The following is a 14,706-nucleotide window of genomic DNA, read 5'->3' as shown; positions in this document are numbered from 1 at the left end:
CACCCTGTAACTTTTGTTTCAGCAGAAGCTAGCACAATTTACGCCAGGTTAACCGGCGCAATGTCAGCTCAGGCTAAAAACTGGAACAGCTCTTGCTTTGCTATCGGTTCTGTTACCCGAAGAACGAGAAAAAGATGATTCAGAGTAATATGGCGCCGATGGGCATGGCGGTGACGCCGCACCATCTGGCGAGTGAGAGCGCGCTGGCGGTGCTGCGTGACGGCGGCAACGCCATCGAAGCGATGGTGGCGGCAGCCGCGACTATCGCCGTGGTCTACCCGCACATGAATGGGCTGGGCGGGGATGGGTTCTGGCTGATCCTGCCACCCGGCGGCGATCCCGTCGCTATCGACGCCAGCGGTGCCGCCGGTTCGCTGGCGCATCCGGATTTCTATGCCGGTCACCCCAGAATCCCTCATCGCGGGCCGAAAGCGGCGCTGACCGTCGCCGGTACGGTCAGCGGCTGGCAGGAGGCGCTGACCATCGCCGCAGAATCCGGCAGCCCGCTGCTGCCGCTGGCGCGTCTGCTGCGCGATGCGATTCGCTACGCCGCGGACGGTATTCCGGTTACTGCCTCTCAGACCGCCGCCACGACGAACTTCCGCAGTGAGTTACAGCATCAGCCAGGCTTCAGCGCCACCTTTATGCCTGATGGCGAGGTGCCGCAGCCTGGCAGCCGTTTTACCCAGCCTGCGCTGGCACAGACCCTGAGCCAGCTTACCGAACAGGGGCTGGACAGCTTCTACCGCGGCCCGCTGGCGCACCATATGGCTGATGAAATGGCCACGCTGGGCATGCCGGTCACCCTGGCCGATCTGCAGCAGCATCGCGCCCGTCGTACCACGCCCCTGCACCTCGCTCACAGCGAAGGCGACATCTGGAATATCGCCCCGCCGACCCAGGGCCTCGTCTCGCTGGCGATCCTTGGCATTACCGATCGCCTGGAGATGGCCGGGGCTGACGAGGCGCAGACGGTGCACCGCATCGTGGAAGCCACCAAAAAAGCCTTTGCGCTGCGCGACCGGCACATTACCGATCCGCGTCACGTCACCGAAGATGTGCAGGCGCTGCTGGCTGAGGACGCCCTGGCCACCCTCGCCAGCCAGATTAAAGATGGCGAGGCGGCAAACTGGGGCAGCGGCCGCGGGCCGGGCGATACGGTCTGGATGGGTGTGATGGACAGCAGCGGGCTTGCCGTCTCCTTTATTCAGAGCATCTATCACGAGTTTGGCAGCGGGGTCGTCCTGCCTGGCACGGGCATCACCTGGCAGAACCGGGGAGCCGCGTTCAGCCTCGATCCTGAACATCTGCTGGCGCTGGCACCCGGCAAACAGCCCTTCCATACCCTGAACCCCGCCGCCGCACGGCTGAAAGATGGCCGGACGCTGGTTTATGGCGCGATGGGCGGAGATGGTCAGCCGCAGACCCAGGCAGCGATCTTTACCCGCCATGTGATTCAGGGGTTGCCGCTGCAGCAGGCGGTCAGTGCACCGCGTTGGCTGCTGGGGCGTACCTGGGGCCAGTCATCAGACTCGCTGAAGCTGGAAGGCCGCATTGCCGACGCAACCGTCGCACAGCTGCGCCAGTGGGGGCACGAGGTAGAACGCCTGCCGGACTTCAGCGAATCCGTGGGTCATGCGGGTGCCATTGTGCGTCACTGCAACGGCATGTTTGAAGGCGCGAGCGATCCGCGCAGTAACGGCAGCGCCGCCGGTTTTTAAACAGGAGTGAATCATGAATGAACATGAGTGGGCCAGCTACATCGGCCATATGGAGCAGATCCTGCAACTGACGCTGGACGATCCCCGCCGCGCCGAGCTGCTGATCCAGCTGTCGCGTATCGCGGAGATGGCCGCACCGCTGATGGCGTTTCCGCTTGATGACCGGCTGGAAGTGGCGGGAGTGTATCAGGCATGAAAACAGGTGACGTTTCGATTCAGACGCTGCAGCAGGCAATCCGCCAGGGTGAGATCAGCGCTCGCGAGGTAGCCGAACAGACGCTGCAGTCGATTGAGCAGCATAACCCGGCGCTGAATGCCTGGACGGAAATCACCGGGCCTCGCATGTTGAAAGAAGCCAGCGCGGTTGATGCGCAGCGGCAGCGCGGTGAGCCCCTGCCCCCGCTGGCGGGCATTCCCTATGCGGTGAAGAACCTGTTTGATGTGGCGGGTCACAGCACGCTGGCAGGCGCCAGGCTGTTCAGCGACCGCCCCGCGGCGCAGGCGGATGCCTTCGCCATCGGCAAACTGCGCCACGCTGGCGCGCTGCTGTCAGGCATGCTGAACATGGATGCCTACGCCTATGGTTTCACCACCGAGAACAGCCATTACGGCCCGACCCGTAACCCACGCGATTTAAGCCGCGTCGCAGGCGGCTCGTCCGGGGGTTCGGCTGCCGCCGTGGCCGCCGGGCTGGTTCACTTTTCGCTGGGCACCGATACCAACGGCTCAATCCGGGTGCCCGCGTCGCTGTGCGGCATTTTTGGCCTGAAACCCACTTTTGGCCGGCTGTCACGCAGCGGCAGCCACCCCTTTGTTGCCAGCCTCGATCATATCGGCCCGCTGGCCCGGCGGGTGGAAGACCTGGCGCTGGTTTATGACCTGCTGCAGGGCGCAGACCCCGCAGATGCGTTTCAGGCCGTCCGGCCGCCAGAGGCCACGCTGCCCGGCCTGTCGCAGGGCAGTGAAGGGCTGCGCTGTGGCGTGCTGGGCGGTTTTTTTGCCCGCTGGTGCGATGAGGACGCCCGCGCGGCGGTGGCTACCGTCGCAGCCGCGCTGGAAGCGCAGGAGGAGGTGGTGATGCCGGAGGCGGAGCTGGCGCGTTCGGCAGCCTTTATCATGACCGCCGCCGAGGGGGGGAATCACTATCTGCCTGCCCTGCGTCAGAAGCCTGAGGTGTTTGAACCTAACTCACGCGAGCGTCTGCTGGCCGGCGCGATGATGCCCGGCGCCTGGTATGTGCAGGCCCAGCGTTTTCGTCGTCATTTCCAGCAGCAGGTGCTGCCGCTGTTTGATCGCTTCGATGTGCTGATCGCCCCGGCAACCCCCTGCAGCGCGATCACCATCGGTCAGCAGACGCTGTCAATTCAGGGTGAATCGCTACCCGCCAAAGCGAGCATGGGCATGCTGACGCAGCCCATCTCCTTCCTGGGACTGCCGGTCTGTACCGTTCCGCTGGCGACCCGAAGCGGCCTGCCGATTGGATTACAGCTTATCGCCCGCCCGTTTAATGAAGCGGCGGCATTACGTGCCGCCTGGACACTGGAACAACGCGGCATCACCCTGCCGCAAATCACGATGGCAGGAGCCTGATGAACAGAGAGATTAATTTACCGCAGGTGGTCAGCGAGGTGACGGCGCAGTTCTGGCGTTACGAAAAGGCGCTGGTGAGCAATGACGTGGCTGAACTGGATGCGCTTTTCTGGCACGACCCGCGCACCGTGCGCCTCGGGGCCGGTGAAAACCTGTATGGCATCGATGAGATTCGCGCCTTCCGGGCTGCGCGCCCCGCTGCGGGCCTCGACCGGACGCTGCGGAATACGGTGATCACCACCTTTGGCGAGGATTATGCGGTCTGCAGCACCGAATTTACCCGTGCCGGCAGTGATAAAACCGGCCGTCAGCAGCAGACCTGGGTTCGCATGCCGCACGGCTGGTGCATTGTGGCCGCCCAGGTCAGTCTGATGAGCTGATTATCGCCGGTGCGTCGCCTGTCCTGAGGAAGGCGACGCACCGGAACCGGCTTAGGGTGCCGGGTGTGTCGCGATCCAGTGATCGGCGATCTGCTGGCGGGTACAGATCCAGACGTCGTCATGCTGCTGAATGTGGTCGAGGAAATTCTGCAGCGCACGGAATTTGCCCGGACGCCCCAGCAGGCGACAGTGCATCCCGATCGACATCATCTTCGGCGCGGTCTCCCCCTCTTCATACAGCACATCGAAGCTGTCACGCAGGTAGGTGAAGAACTGCTCGGCGGTGTTAAATCCCTGCGGCGAGGCAAAGCGCATGTCATTGCACTCCAGGGTGTAGGGAATAATCAGGTGCGGCTTAACCGTGCCATCCTGACAGGTCACCTGCGTCCAGAACGGCAGGTCGTCGCCATAGTAGTCGCTGTCGTAGCTGAAGCCGCCCTGCTCCACCACCAGCCGGCGCGTGTTCGGGCTGTCACGTCCGGTATACCAGCCGGTTGGGGCTTTCCCAAACAGATCGGTCAGCACATCCACTGCCTGCTGCATATGCTGACGTTCGGTTTTCGCATCCACGCCCTGATAGTGGAGCCAGCGCCAGCCGTGACTGACCACATCGTAGTCCGCCTGTTTAATCGCTTCGACAACCTCCGGATGACGCGCCAGCGCCATCGCCACGCCAAACACGGTCAGCGGCAGACCGCGCTTCTGAAATTCATTGTGGATGCGCCAGAAACCGGCGCGCGAGCCGTACTCATAGAGTGACTCCATCGACATATGACGGTCAGCATAGCTGGCGGCACCGATGATGTCGGAGAGGAACTGCTCGGAGCCGGCGTCACCGTGCAGCACGCTGTTCTCCGCCCCCTCTTCGTAATTCAGGACAAACTGCACCGCCACCCGGGCGTTGTTGGGCCAGGCGGCGTGCGGCGGATGAGCACCATAACCGATCAAATCGCGCGGATAGTTTTTGTTAAAGCTGTACTCTTTCTTCTCTGCAGCGTCAGTCATTACTCGCTTCCTGTCTTCTGTCTGGAAAGTTCCGTTAGTTTAGATGCTGAAACGCACCTGAGAGAGGTTTCTGCAAAGGCCGGGCCAGATCGCCATGTTTGCTGGTGCCAAAGCCAAGCGCCACCAGCGACTCCACCATTTTTACGGCCGCGCCGACGCCATCAATCACCGGCAGACCCAGCTCCTGCGTCAGGGAGGCGGCCAGCGTCGCCATGCCGCCACAGCCGAGCACAATCGCGCCACTGCCATCTTCCCGTTTGGCCTGGAGGCAACGCTCACGCACTTTTTCCTGCGCCAGTCCGCTGCCATCCTCCAGCGCCAGCACCGGCAGATCGATGGCATGCAGCGCGGCACAGTGATGGGTAAAGCCATACTGCTGCAGAAGATGACGGGCAATCACCAGCGTGCGCGGCAGCGTGGTGACAATCGAAAAGCGCGTCGCCAGCAGCGTGGCGGTGTGCATTGCCGCTTCTGCGATACCGATGACCGGCCCGCTGGCCAGCTCGCGCGCCGCCAGTAACCCCGGGTCACCAAAACAGGCAATCACATGTCCGCTGACGCCCTGCTCCCGCCCCAGCCTGACCTGCTCCAGCACCCCGATGGCCGCGATCGCCTCATCAAAATGCCCTTCAATGGCAGGCACGCCCTGCGAGGGTGAAACGGCCAGAATGTCGGTGCCGGGTGCGGCAACCGCACGGGCAGCCTGAGCGATGGTTTCGGTCATCGCCAGGCTGGTGTTGGGGTTAATGACCTGAATCAGGCTCATGAGGCCGCTCCTTTGCCCGTGGCAAACAGTCGTGAAAAGTCGGGCAGCGTTTCACCGCTGCGCTCAAAGTGCAGGCTGGAAACAATATGCTCAAAATGGTGCTGCAGCGCCTCAGTCAGTGGCTGCAGCGCACGTGCCCGTAACAGAGTCAGCAGATGCGTGTGGTCGTCACAGCGGCAGCCGCGCTGCCACGGCGCGCCATAAGCGGCAATCACCAGCGACGAGCGCTGCGTCAGGCTGGTCACCATGCCGGTGAGCACCTGATTGCCGGAAATCGCCTGCAGCTGAATATGAAAGGCTGCCGAAAGCCGGATGGCTGCCGGGCCATCATGCGCGGCGTGGGCCTGATTCTCCTGTGCGATAAGCTGTTCCAGCGCCACCAGATGCGGGGGCTGCAGATGGGCCAGCACGGCGTGCAGATTGGCGCACTCCATTAAACTGCGGGTGGCGAAGATCTCCCGCGCCTCTTCAACGCCAGGGGTGGCGACCTGCGCACCACGTTTGGGCGTCAGGGTGACCATTTGCACCGCAGCAAGGCGCTGCAGTACTTTGCGAATGCCGGTGCGGCTTACTCCAAACACGCCGGAGAGCGCCTCTTCCGGCAGTTTACTGCCCGGCGGCAGCTGATGCTCCACAATGGCGGTCATCAGTGCCTGGTAGATCCCTTCATCTTTATCCTGCGTTCTGGCGGCGTTTCGCTGGCCTGTTTTACTTGTCATTACCTGCTCCGGAAGCTCTCTGTACGCCACATATCGTATACGTGAACAGCAAATATTGTATACAGGAAAAGAAATCTGGCCTGAATCCTGCAATACCCCTTTACCAGATTATTCATTTCACTCTCGGGTAGAGGAGCAGGTTTCATGCCAAATCATTCCACGGTGGCCAGCACGGCCTCTGACGCTAACGCCAGTTACAGCCCACGTCTCTGTAACGACGATCTGGCGCCCACCCGCGACCAGAACTGGTCGTGGTACAACATTTTTTCGTTCTGGATGTCAGATGTCCACAGCATGGGCGGCTATGTGGTGGCGGCCAGCTTCTTCACGCTGGGATTAGCCAGCTGGCAGGTGCTGCTCTGCCTGCTGGCCGGAATCTGCATCGTGCAGATCTGTGCCAATCTGGTGGCAAAACCGAGCCAGATGGCAGGCGTTCCCTATGCGGTGATCTGCCGTCAGGCGTTTGGCGTGTTTGGCGCGAATATTCCGGCGGTCATCCGCGGGCTGATCGCTTTTGCCTGGTATGGCATCCAGACCTACCTGGCGGCGAACGCGCTGATGCTGGTTCTGCTGAAGTTCGCCCCGTCACTGAACTCAATGACCGAGCCACACTGGCTTGGCCTGTCGCTGCTGGGCTGGTGCTGCTTTGGCGTGATGTGGCTGCTGCAGGCGATGGTCTTCTGGCATGGCATGAGCGCCATCAAACGGTTTATCGATGTGGCAGGTCCGGCTGTCTATGTGGTGATGGTGGCGCTGGCGGGCTGGATTGTATACAAGACCGGCTTTGATGGGATCTCTTTTACCCTCGCCAGTAAATCACTCACCCCGGGCGAGCAGACGTGGCAGATGATTACCGCAACCGCGCTGGTCGTCTCCTACTTCTCCGGGCCGCTGCTGAATTTCGGTGACTTCTCCCGCTACGGTAAAAGCATGTCAGAGATCCGTCGTGGCAACCGCTGGGGCCTGCCGTTTAACTTCCTGCTCTTCTCCGTGGTGACGGTGGTCATCGTGTCGGGCACCCAGTCGCTGTTTGGTAAAATGATCACCGATCCGATCGAGACCGTGAGCATGGTCGGCAACGACCTGGCGGTAGCGATTGGGCTGCTGACGATGATTACCGCCACTATCGGCATCAACATTGTGGCGAACTTCGTCTCACCCGCTTTCGACTTCTCTAACTGTTCACCGCAGAAAATCAGCTTCCGCACCGGCGGGATGATCGCCGCGGTGGGCTCGGTGCTGTTAACGCCGTGGAACCTGTTCCAGTCACCTGAACTGATTCACTACACCCTGGATGTCCTGGGCTCCTTTATCGGGCCGCTGTTCGGGATTCTGCTGACTGATTTCTACCTGATCAAACGCGGACGCATCTCGGTCGACGACCTGTTTAATGCTACGCCAGCGGGCCGGTACTGGTATCGCGGCGGGTTTAACCCTAAAGCGATTGCCGCGCTGCTGCCGTCTGTAGCCATCTGCCTGGTGATCAGCTTCATCCCTTCCCTGCATCAGGTGGCGAACTTCAGCTGGTTTATCGGAGCCGGTCTGGCGGCAGGCTGCTACCGCTTTATCGCCCGTGAAGAGCGTGAAGCGGCAGACAGTGCGCGCTGGCAGGGTGAGGTCGTGGCGCAGAAAGAGTAACCCGCCACGGAATCGCAGACAGCAAAAAGCCGATTCATTTCTGAATCGGCTTTTTTAAAGAGATTGGCGGAACGGACGGGGCTCGAACCCGCGACCCCCTGCGTGACAGGCAGGTATTCTAACCAACTGAACTACCGCTCCGCGCTTTGTTCCCCGTCGAGAACGAGGCGCATAGTAATGGCAGGCCGTTGCGGCGTCAACGCTTTTTCCTGACGACGCGATCGTTTGCCGTTTTTTTCAGCTCGCCGTTGATTTTATCCACAAATTTCCGTCATTCAGCCGCGCCACAGGCAGCTGCCGCCCTTTTTCATGACCAGATCCAGACGTGACTCATGGGCAACGATCTCCTCGTCGCTGGCCGTCACCACGCGCAGTGCCGAGGCGGGACGTACGATGCGCTGAATGCTCTCGCCCTGCGCCTGACGGGCGCTTTCACTTTCGGATAAAAACGACAGTGAGGTCTGCCCGCCGGTCATGGTCAGGAACACGTCCGCCAGGATCTCGGCATCGAGCAGTGCGCCGTGCAGCGTTCGCTTGCTGTTGTCTATCTCATAGCGCGAGCAGAGCGCATCCAGGCTGTTACGCTTGCCGGGAAACATGCGCCGCGCCAGCGCCAGGCTGTCGGTCACTTTGCAGAAGGTTTCGGTTTTCTCAATGCCGCGATTCAGCTTTGAGAACTCGTAATCCATAAAGCCGATATCGAACGGCGCGTTATGGATCACCAGTTCGGCGCCGCGGATATAGTCGAGAAACTCATCCGCAATCTCGCTGAACATCGGTTTGTCGGCAAGGAACTCATCTGCAATCCCGTGAACGCCGAAGGCTTCCGGATCGACCAGCCGATCGGGCTTCAGGTACATATGGAAATTGTTGCCGGTCAGGCGACGGTTTATCACCTCGACCGCACCAATCTCAATGATGCGGTGCCCCTCATAATGGACCCCGATCATGTTCATGCCGGTGGTTTCAGTATCGAGTACGATCTGGCGGTTATTTGCAGTGCTCATAAGACCCGTTTTATGTCAGACTTGACGTTTTTGAGAGGAAGTCTACCAGAGATGCGCAAACAGGTAGAAATATTCACCGATGGATCCTGTCTTGGAAATCCCGGTCCCGGCGGTTACGGGGCGATTTTACGTTATGGCCAGCATGAGAAAACCTTCAGCGCGGGCTATCGCCTCACCACCAATAACCGGATGGAACTGATGGCTGCCATTATTTCGCTTGAAGCGCTGACGCAGCCCTGCGATGTGGTGCTCAGTACCGACAGCCAGTATGTGCGTCAGGGAATTACCAGCTGGATCCATAACTGGAAAAAACGCGGCTGGAAAACCGCGGATAAAAAACCGGTGAAGAATGTCGACCTCTGGCAGCGTCTCGACCAGGCCCTCAGCACCCACAAGATTCAGTGGGAGTGGGTCAAAGGCCACGCGGGACATCCGGAGAATGAGCGCTGCGACGTGCTGGCCCGCAGCGCGGCGGAAAATCCCGCCTTTGAAGATATCGGTTACAAGAGCGAGTCCTGATCGTCTGCCTGCCGGAACTGGCGGGTAGCATTGACGGTCTGGCGGATCTGGCTGGGACTCATGCTCTTCTTCGCCCGTGTCGGCAGCAGCGGGAAGGTGCGTTTACGTGCCACGACAATATTCAGGCACCCCAGCGCCGGTAAGTGGGCGCTGATCAATTTCCCCCCCTGCCGATGCCACGGCACCACCTGAAACCGGGTGCGGTAAACCACCTCATAGTTCAGCAGGCTTAGCCAGTCGAGCAGACGCATCTGGCTGAACATCCGTCCGCTCCAGGGCGCCTTACGGCCTAACCCCGGAATCATTTTCGTGACCCCGAGCAGGCTGAAGGGATTGAAGCCGCTGATGATCATCCAGCCGTCGTCAATGAGTACCCTGTCCACTTCCCGCAACACCCGATGCGGGTCCTGACTCCAGGCCAGCGTATGCGCCAGCAGACAGGCATCAATCGACTTCGACTCAAAGGGAAGCTGCAGGGGGTCAGCCAGCACCTGTAACAGCTCGCCCTCGCTGCCCACGTTGACCTGATGTGAAATAGCACAGTGTTCGGTGTTGATTTCTGCGCTGAGGTTGCCAAGCTTAAGCATATGAAAGCCATAAAGCTTTCCGAGGTAAGGCTGAAGCTGCTGGGTCAGCGCGTCGCGGAAATAGTCTCCCCACGGCATATCGCGCCACGATAGCGGAGCGTTCAGAATCTGGCGTGTTTTCGCGGGCTTCATGCTTTACGCTCTTCCTTATTCCTACGACCTGCTAGAGGTGATGATGAATCTTACCAGTATTCCTGCGTTGCAGGACAACTACATCTGGACGCTGAATAATGATGAAGGTCAGTGTCTGATTGTCGATCCCGGTGAAGCTCAGCCGGTATTAGAAAAAATGGCCTCTAACGGCTGGCAGCCGGTGGCGATTCTGTTAACTCACCACCACAACGACCATACGGGTGGGGTGAAAACGCTGTGTGAGCATTTCCCGGCGCTCGAAGTTTACGGCCCGCAGGAAACGGTCGCCAAAGGGGCCAGAACGGTGGTCAGCGAGGGCGATCAGGTGACGGTGCTCGGCCTGACGTTCGAGGTGATTCATACCCCTGGTCACACTTTAGGACATATCTCATATTACAGCTCACCTTATCTTTTCTGTGGCGACACACTCTTTTCGGGTGGCTGCGGACGTCTTTTCGAAGGCACAGCAGAGCAGATGTATGAATCCTTTCAAAAGCTTAATCAGCTTCCGGAGGAAACGCTGGTCTGCTGCGCGCATGAATATACTTTATCTAACCTGAAGTTTGCTGCGGCTATTCTGCCCCATGACCCGCAAATAATGGCCGAATATCAGAAAATTAAGGACTTACGCGCCGAAAATGGCATTAGTCTGCCCACAAAACTGGGGCACGAACGGTCAATAAATTTATTTCTCCGCACGCAAGATGTTGATTTGCAAAGGGCGTTAAACGTTAACGTGAATGATGAACCGGTATGGCACACATTTGCCGTTCTACGCGAGAAGAAAGACGCTTTTTGATTTTTCGGGTTGTGTTGTGAAAAGTCGTCACGTATAGTTGCTCGTCTTTTAAGCGAACTATTGACACACACATGAAGGCTAAAGCGATCTTACTCGCCTCAGTCTTGCTGGTAGGATGTCAGGCGTCGAGGAACGATGCCAATATCCCCGAACAGCATGCACAGAGCCTGTCTTCAGCTGGTCAAGGTGAAAATGGAAAGTACGGAGACGAGTTTTTGTCGCCGCGATGGCAGGAAGATGGAACTGGCCTCGCAGCAGACGCAGATCTCTGGAGTTTCATTAGTGACGAGTTGAAGATGGGGATTCCGGAAAACCCGGCAATCCGCGAACAAAAAAGTAAATTTTTAAAAAATAAGAGCTATCTCCACGATGTAACATTACGGGCAGAGCCGTACATGTACTGGATAGTCGAGCAGATACAGAAACGTAAAATGCCGATGGAACTGGTACTGCTACCCATAGTGGAGAGCGCTTTTGACCCTCGCGCAACCTCATCCGCCAATGCCGCTGGTATCTGGCAGATAGTTGCCTCAACGGGTCGAAATTATGGTCTGAAACAGAACCAGTATTACGATGGGCGACGGGATGTTGTCGCATCCACACGGGTTGCGCTGGATATGATGCAGCGTCTTAACACCATGTTTGACGGTGACTGGTTATTAACCATTGCCGCTTACAACAGTGGTGAAGGACGTGTACTCAAAGCGATAAAACAGAATAAGGCGCGCGGTAAGCCGACTGACTTCTGGCACTTATCGCTGCCACGCGAAACCACGGTGTATGTGCCGAAAATGTTAGCTCTGAGTGAACTGCTCAAACATAACAAGCGTTACGGTATCAAACTGCCGACACCCAACGAAAGTCGTGCACTGGCACGGGTGGAAGTGGGTCAGCAGATACAGCTGACGCAGGCTGCCGAAATGGCAGGTATGTCGCTCACGAAACTGAAGAGCTTCAATACCGGCTACAAAGGCGGTGCAACCGCGCCAAACGGCCCGCACTATATTATGGTGCCGAAGTCGAACGTCGCCAGACTGCGTAACTCACTGGCGTCCGGTGACATCGCAGCGGTACAGCCAACTCAGCTTGCGAAAGCGAGTGCGAGCGGCGGGTACAAGGTGCGACGGGGTGATACGCTCTCGGGTATCGCCGCGAAGCTTGGCGTTAGCGTCTCCACACTGAAGCAGGATAATAACCTGCGCGGTGCCGATATCCGACCGGGTCAGACGCTGACTATCGGTTCGAATGGCACCCGACTGGCTGATAACGGCAACAGCATCACCTATCGTGTTCGTAAGGGTGATTCTCTTGACAGTATTGCACGGCATCACGGCGTCAATATCAAAGACGTGATGCGCTGGAATAGTGTGCTGGACAGCGCGAAAGATATTCAACCCGGCGATAATTTAACGCTGTTTGTGAATAATAACGCGACACCTGATACCTGATACGTTGAAAAGGCTGACAATTGTCAGCCTTTTTCTTTTATTCATCCGCAGCCGTCTGCGCTGTACCCTCGCTTTACTCTTTTCTGTCTGCCCCTGACTCCCGTCCTGAACTGAACTCCACCAGTAAAGGATTATGGTCGGAAGCCCGCGTCACCAGCACTGAGGCCTCACTCACCCTGAGATCGCGATAAAAGACAAAATCCAGCGGGCGACCAAACGCTTTACGGCGGTGGTCGGCAGTGAACATCACCTCTTCCAGCTTCATGCGCTGGGCAAAGCGGTAGAGCGCGTTAATGCGCTGACGGCTCCAGGCATTAAAGTCCCCGGCCATGATCACCGGACCGCGATGATGCATAATCTGCTCCCCTATCGGGCCCAGCTGTTTGCTGTAGACGTCGACGCCCAGGCTGAAGTTAACCGCGTGGATATTCACGACCATCAGCATTTCACCGGTGGGCAGAGGATAAGCTGTGACCAGCGCCGATTTAGCCAGCCTCAGCAGCGGCTCACGCTCACGCAGCGGGCAACAGTAGACCGGATGGGCAGAAGCGAGCGTCATCACGCCAGAGGGGTGCTGAGGCAGCACAAAGGCGGGAACCTGATCGGCAGCCAGATAATTACTCGTCGCAAACCGTACCAGCTCCGGCGTTGTCTGCGCCTCCTGAAGTAAAACCAGGTGCGCGTCCTTACCAAACCCCTCCAGCACCGACATCCAGTCTGCACGCTGCTGCTTGAAGATGTTCCACACCAGAACCTTAAGATTCGGATGCGCGGGCAAGGGAGCGCCAGGTGGCAGTGCCTGACCGAGATGGAGCATCGCACCCGGTGGAAAGATTTGTTCCACAGGTTGTCCCGCCACATATCGCATTGCATAAGTTTTTTTGCGCACTTTCCCGCCTGGCTGATGATTCAAAAACAGATAACACCTGTCTGTTATAGGGATTTTAGACCGGGGTTTCAATGGATGCAGGTCAATGTCAGAATTCAGCACCCTTTTCCAGAATAAAACAGCGCCTTTGCAGACGTTGAACAAAACGCGGGGAGGCATGATTCGTGCGGTCATTGCTGACCAGACTTCTATACTGGAACCACAGCACTATCGGCCACCGCGTCGCGCCATCGCCACGTCCGTGCAGGGAGGTTAAATGAAGGCATCTTCTGACGAACTGAAAGTGTTTGTCAGCGTAGTAGAAAGCGGAAGTTTCAGTCGCGCTGCTGAACAGCTGCAGATGGCGAACTCAGCCGTCAGCAGAACGATTAAAAAGCTGGAGAACAAGCTGGGCATCGCCCTGCTCACCCGCACCACCCGGCAGCTGGCACTGACGCAGGAGGGAGAGCGTTATTTCCGTCATGTTCAGCGCTTTTTGCAGGAGATGACGACGGCGGAGAGCGACCTGATTGAGAGCCTGCAGGAGCCAAAAGGCCTTTTGCGCGTTGATGCCGCGACGCCGGTAATTCTGTATTTGCTGATGCCGATGATAAAGCCTTTCCGTGCCCGCTATCCAGGGGTAAGGCTTTCGTTAATCTCCTCGGAAAGTTTTATCAATCTCATCGAGCGAAAAGTGGATATCGCTATCCGCGCCGGTAATCTGACTGACTCTACCCTGCGCGCCCGTCTGCTGTTTAACAGCTTTCGTAAGCTGGTTGCGTCGCCCGCCTATCTTCGGGAGCATGGCGTGCCGCACACCGTGGCAGAGCTTGATCGTCATCACTGCCTGGGCTTTGAGGACTCGCCCCGGCTTAATCGCTGGCCCGTCGCCCGTGACAGCGGTGAACTCTATGATATCGACTGGGCTTTATCCTCTAACAGCGGGGAGACGATTAAACAGCTCTGTCTCACAGGTAATGGTATCGCCTGTCTGTCGGAATATATGATCGATCGTGAAATTGCCGAGGGAACGCTGGTTGAAGTGCTGGCAGACCAGCGCCTGCCGGTCGAGATGCCGTTCAATGCGGTTTATTACAGTGATACTGGCGTCAGCCAGCGTGTGCGTGCCTTTATTGACTTCCTCAGCGAGTGGAGTGCTGAACAACCGTGGCGCATCTGATATGCGCCCAGGCCCGGTGAGGATGCCTGCGTTCAGGAGGGGATTTCCGGGCAGGATTTGCTGCAATGGAAAAAGCCCTGACCGTTAAGTCAGGGCTTTCCAATTAAGTGGCGGAACGGACGGGGCTCGAACCCGCGACCCCCTGCGTGACAGGCAGGTATTCTAACCAACTGAACTACCGCTCCACCGGTTCTTTCACAGCTGTCAGCAGATGGCTGATAACTGTTTGTTCCTGTTGTTTTCCTTGTCAGGGGAAAAGGAACTAAATTGATGCCTGGCAGTTCCCTACTCTCGCATGGGGAGGCCCCACACTACCATCGGCGCTACGGCGTTTCACTTCTGAGTTC

At 58.2% G+C, this 14,706-nt stretch carries 15 protein-coding genes and 2 tRNA genes; 9 read left to right on the top strand and 8 right to left on the bottom strand.

Features of this window, described 5'->3' with window-relative positions; translation table 11 throughout:
- Nucleotides 1-134 precede the first annotated feature (134 nt).
- The 4 genes from HFD92_RS11075 to hpxZ are packed head-to-tail and all read left to right on the top strand — an operon-like array spanning nucleotide 135 to nucleotide 3,691.
- On the top strand, nucleotides 135-1,721 hold the full coding sequence (locus tag HFD92_RS11075) for a gamma-glutamyltransferase family protein (RefSeq protein WP_167428942.1): 1,587 nt from the start codon (nucleotides 135-137) through the stop codon (nucleotides 1,719-1,721).
- Between the two features lie 13 nt (nucleotides 1,722-1,734).
- Nucleotides 1,735-1,917 carry an oxalurate catabolism protein HpxX gene (gene hpxX, locus HFD92_RS11070; RefSeq protein WP_009091925.1) on the top strand — a complete coding sequence of 61 codons (183 nt, stop codon included), beginning with the start codon at nucleotides 1,735-1,737 and terminating at the stop codon, nucleotides 1,915-1,917.
- Nucleotides 1,914-3,311, top strand: a complete 1,398-nt coding sequence (locus tag HFD92_RS11065) for an AtzE family amidohydrolase (protein WP_167428941.1) — start codon at nucleotides 1,914-1,916, stop codon at nucleotides 3,309-3,311. The genes hpxX and HFD92_RS11065 overlap by 4 nt, the downstream gene beginning before the upstream one ends.
- Nucleotides 3,311-3,691, top strand: coding sequence for an oxalurate catabolism protein HpxZ (gene hpxZ, locus HFD92_RS11060; RefSeq protein ID WP_111209066.1), 381 nt, complete (start codon nucleotides 3,311-3,313; stop codon nucleotides 3,689-3,691). The genes HFD92_RS11065 and hpxZ overlap by 1 nt, the downstream gene beginning before the upstream one ends.
- Nucleotides 3,692-3,742: 51 nt before the next feature.
- Here the strand turns inward: hpxZ and puuE are convergent, their stop codons facing one another.
- The 3 genes from puuE to HFD92_RS11045 are packed head-to-tail and all read right to left on the bottom strand — an operon-like array spanning nucleotide 3,743 to nucleotide 6,181.
- Entirely contained in the window at nucleotides 3,743-4,696 is a 954-nt protein-coding gene (gene puuE, locus HFD92_RS11055) for an allantoinase PuuE (protein ID WP_009091930.1), read from the bottom strand.
- Between the two features lie 34 nt (nucleotides 4,697-4,730).
- On the bottom strand, nucleotides 4,731-5,462 hold the full coding sequence (gene hpxA, locus HFD92_RS11050) for an allantoin racemase (protein ID WP_167428940.1): 732 nt from the start codon (nucleotides 5,460-5,462) through the stop codon (nucleotides 4,731-4,733).
- Nucleotides 5,459-6,181: a GntR family transcriptional regulator gene (locus HFD92_RS11045; protein WP_167428939.1), complete on the bottom strand. Its 723-nt coding sequence runs from the start codon at nucleotides 6,179-6,181 to the stop codon at nucleotides 5,459-5,461. Before HFD92_RS11045 ends, hpxA begins: the two co-directional genes overlap by 4 nt.
- A 144-nt stretch (nucleotides 6,182-6,325) precedes the next feature.
- On the opposite strand from HFD92_RS11045, the gene HFD92_RS11040 reads away from it, so the two are divergent.
- Entirely contained in the window at nucleotides 6,326-7,819 is a 1,494-nt protein-coding gene (locus HFD92_RS11040) for an NCS1 family nucleobase:cation symporter-1 (RefSeq protein ID WP_046101291.1), read from the top strand.
- Between the two features lie 64 nt (nucleotides 7,820-7,883).
- On the opposite strand, the gene HFD92_RS11035 is transcribed toward HFD92_RS11040, so the two are convergent.
- A tRNA-Asp gene (locus tag HFD92_RS11035) sits at nucleotides 7,884-7,960 on the bottom strand.
- A gap of 134 nt (nucleotides 7,961-8,094) precedes the next feature.
- On the bottom strand, nucleotides 8,095-8,826 hold the full coding sequence (gene dnaQ, locus HFD92_RS11030; RefSeq protein ID WP_009091938.1) for a DNA polymerase III subunit epsilon: 732 nt from the start codon (nucleotides 8,824-8,826) through the stop codon (nucleotides 8,095-8,097).
- 51 nt (nucleotides 8,827-8,877) lie between these two features.
- On the opposite strand from dnaQ, the gene rnhA reads away from it, so the two are divergent.
- Complete coding sequence (gene rnhA / locus HFD92_RS11025) at nucleotides 8,878-9,345, top strand: ribonuclease HI (protein WP_009091940.1); 468 nt, start codon at nucleotides 8,878-8,880, stop codon at nucleotides 9,343-9,345.
- Here rnhA and HFD92_RS11020 read toward each other — a convergent pair.
- On the bottom strand, nucleotides 9,327-10,064 hold the full coding sequence (locus tag HFD92_RS11020; protein ID WP_046101290.1) for a class I SAM-dependent methyltransferase: 738 nt from the start codon (nucleotides 10,062-10,064) through the stop codon (nucleotides 9,327-9,329). The genes rnhA and HFD92_RS11020 overlap by 19 nt on opposite strands.
- Nucleotides 10,065-10,107: 43 nt before the next feature.
- Between HFD92_RS11020 and gloB the strand changes: the two genes are divergently transcribed.
- Both gloB and mltD read left to right on the top strand, forming a co-directional pair.
- Nucleotides 10,108-10,863 (top strand): hydroxyacylglutathione hydrolase, encoded by a 756-nt coding sequence (gloB, locus tag HFD92_RS11015; RefSeq protein WP_167429022.1) that lies wholly within the window; start codon nucleotides 10,108-10,110, stop codon nucleotides 10,861-10,863.
- Nucleotides 10,864-10,934: 71 nt separating this feature from the next.
- Nucleotides 10,935-12,311, top strand: a complete 1,377-nt coding sequence (mltD, locus tag HFD92_RS11010) for a murein transglycosylase D (protein ID WP_033736400.1) — start codon at nucleotides 10,935-10,937, stop codon at nucleotides 12,309-12,311.
- Between the two features lie 73 nt (nucleotides 12,312-12,384).
- Here the strand turns inward: mltD and HFD92_RS11005 are convergent, their stop codons facing one another.
- Entirely contained in the window at nucleotides 12,385-13,200 is an 816-nt protein-coding gene (locus HFD92_RS11005) for an endonuclease/exonuclease/phosphatase family protein (RefSeq protein ID WP_033736606.1), read from the bottom strand.
- A 256-nt stretch (nucleotides 13,201-13,456) separates the two neighbouring features.
- On the opposite strand from HFD92_RS11005, the gene yafC reads away from it, so the two are divergent.
- Nucleotides 13,457-14,359, top strand: coding sequence for a DNA-binding transcriptional regulator YafC (yafC, locus tag HFD92_RS11000; protein WP_167428938.1), 903 nt, complete (start codon nucleotides 13,457-13,459; stop codon nucleotides 14,357-14,359).
- A 108-nt stretch (nucleotides 14,360-14,467) separates the two neighbouring features.
- Here the strand turns inward: yafC and HFD92_RS10995 are convergent.
- Nucleotides 14,468-14,544, bottom strand: a tRNA-Asp gene (locus tag HFD92_RS10995).
- Between the last annotated feature and the right edge of the window lie 162 nt (nucleotides 14,545-14,706).

The sequence above is a fragment of the Pantoea sp. EKM101V genome, assembly GCF_011800325.1.
Taxonomy (GTDB): Bacteria; Pseudomonadota; Gammaproteobacteria; order Enterobacterales; family Enterobacteriaceae; genus Pantoea; species Pantoea anthophila.
Note: the sequence above shows the minus strand (reverse complement) of the source record. Positions and strands in the feature narration are given on the sequence as shown.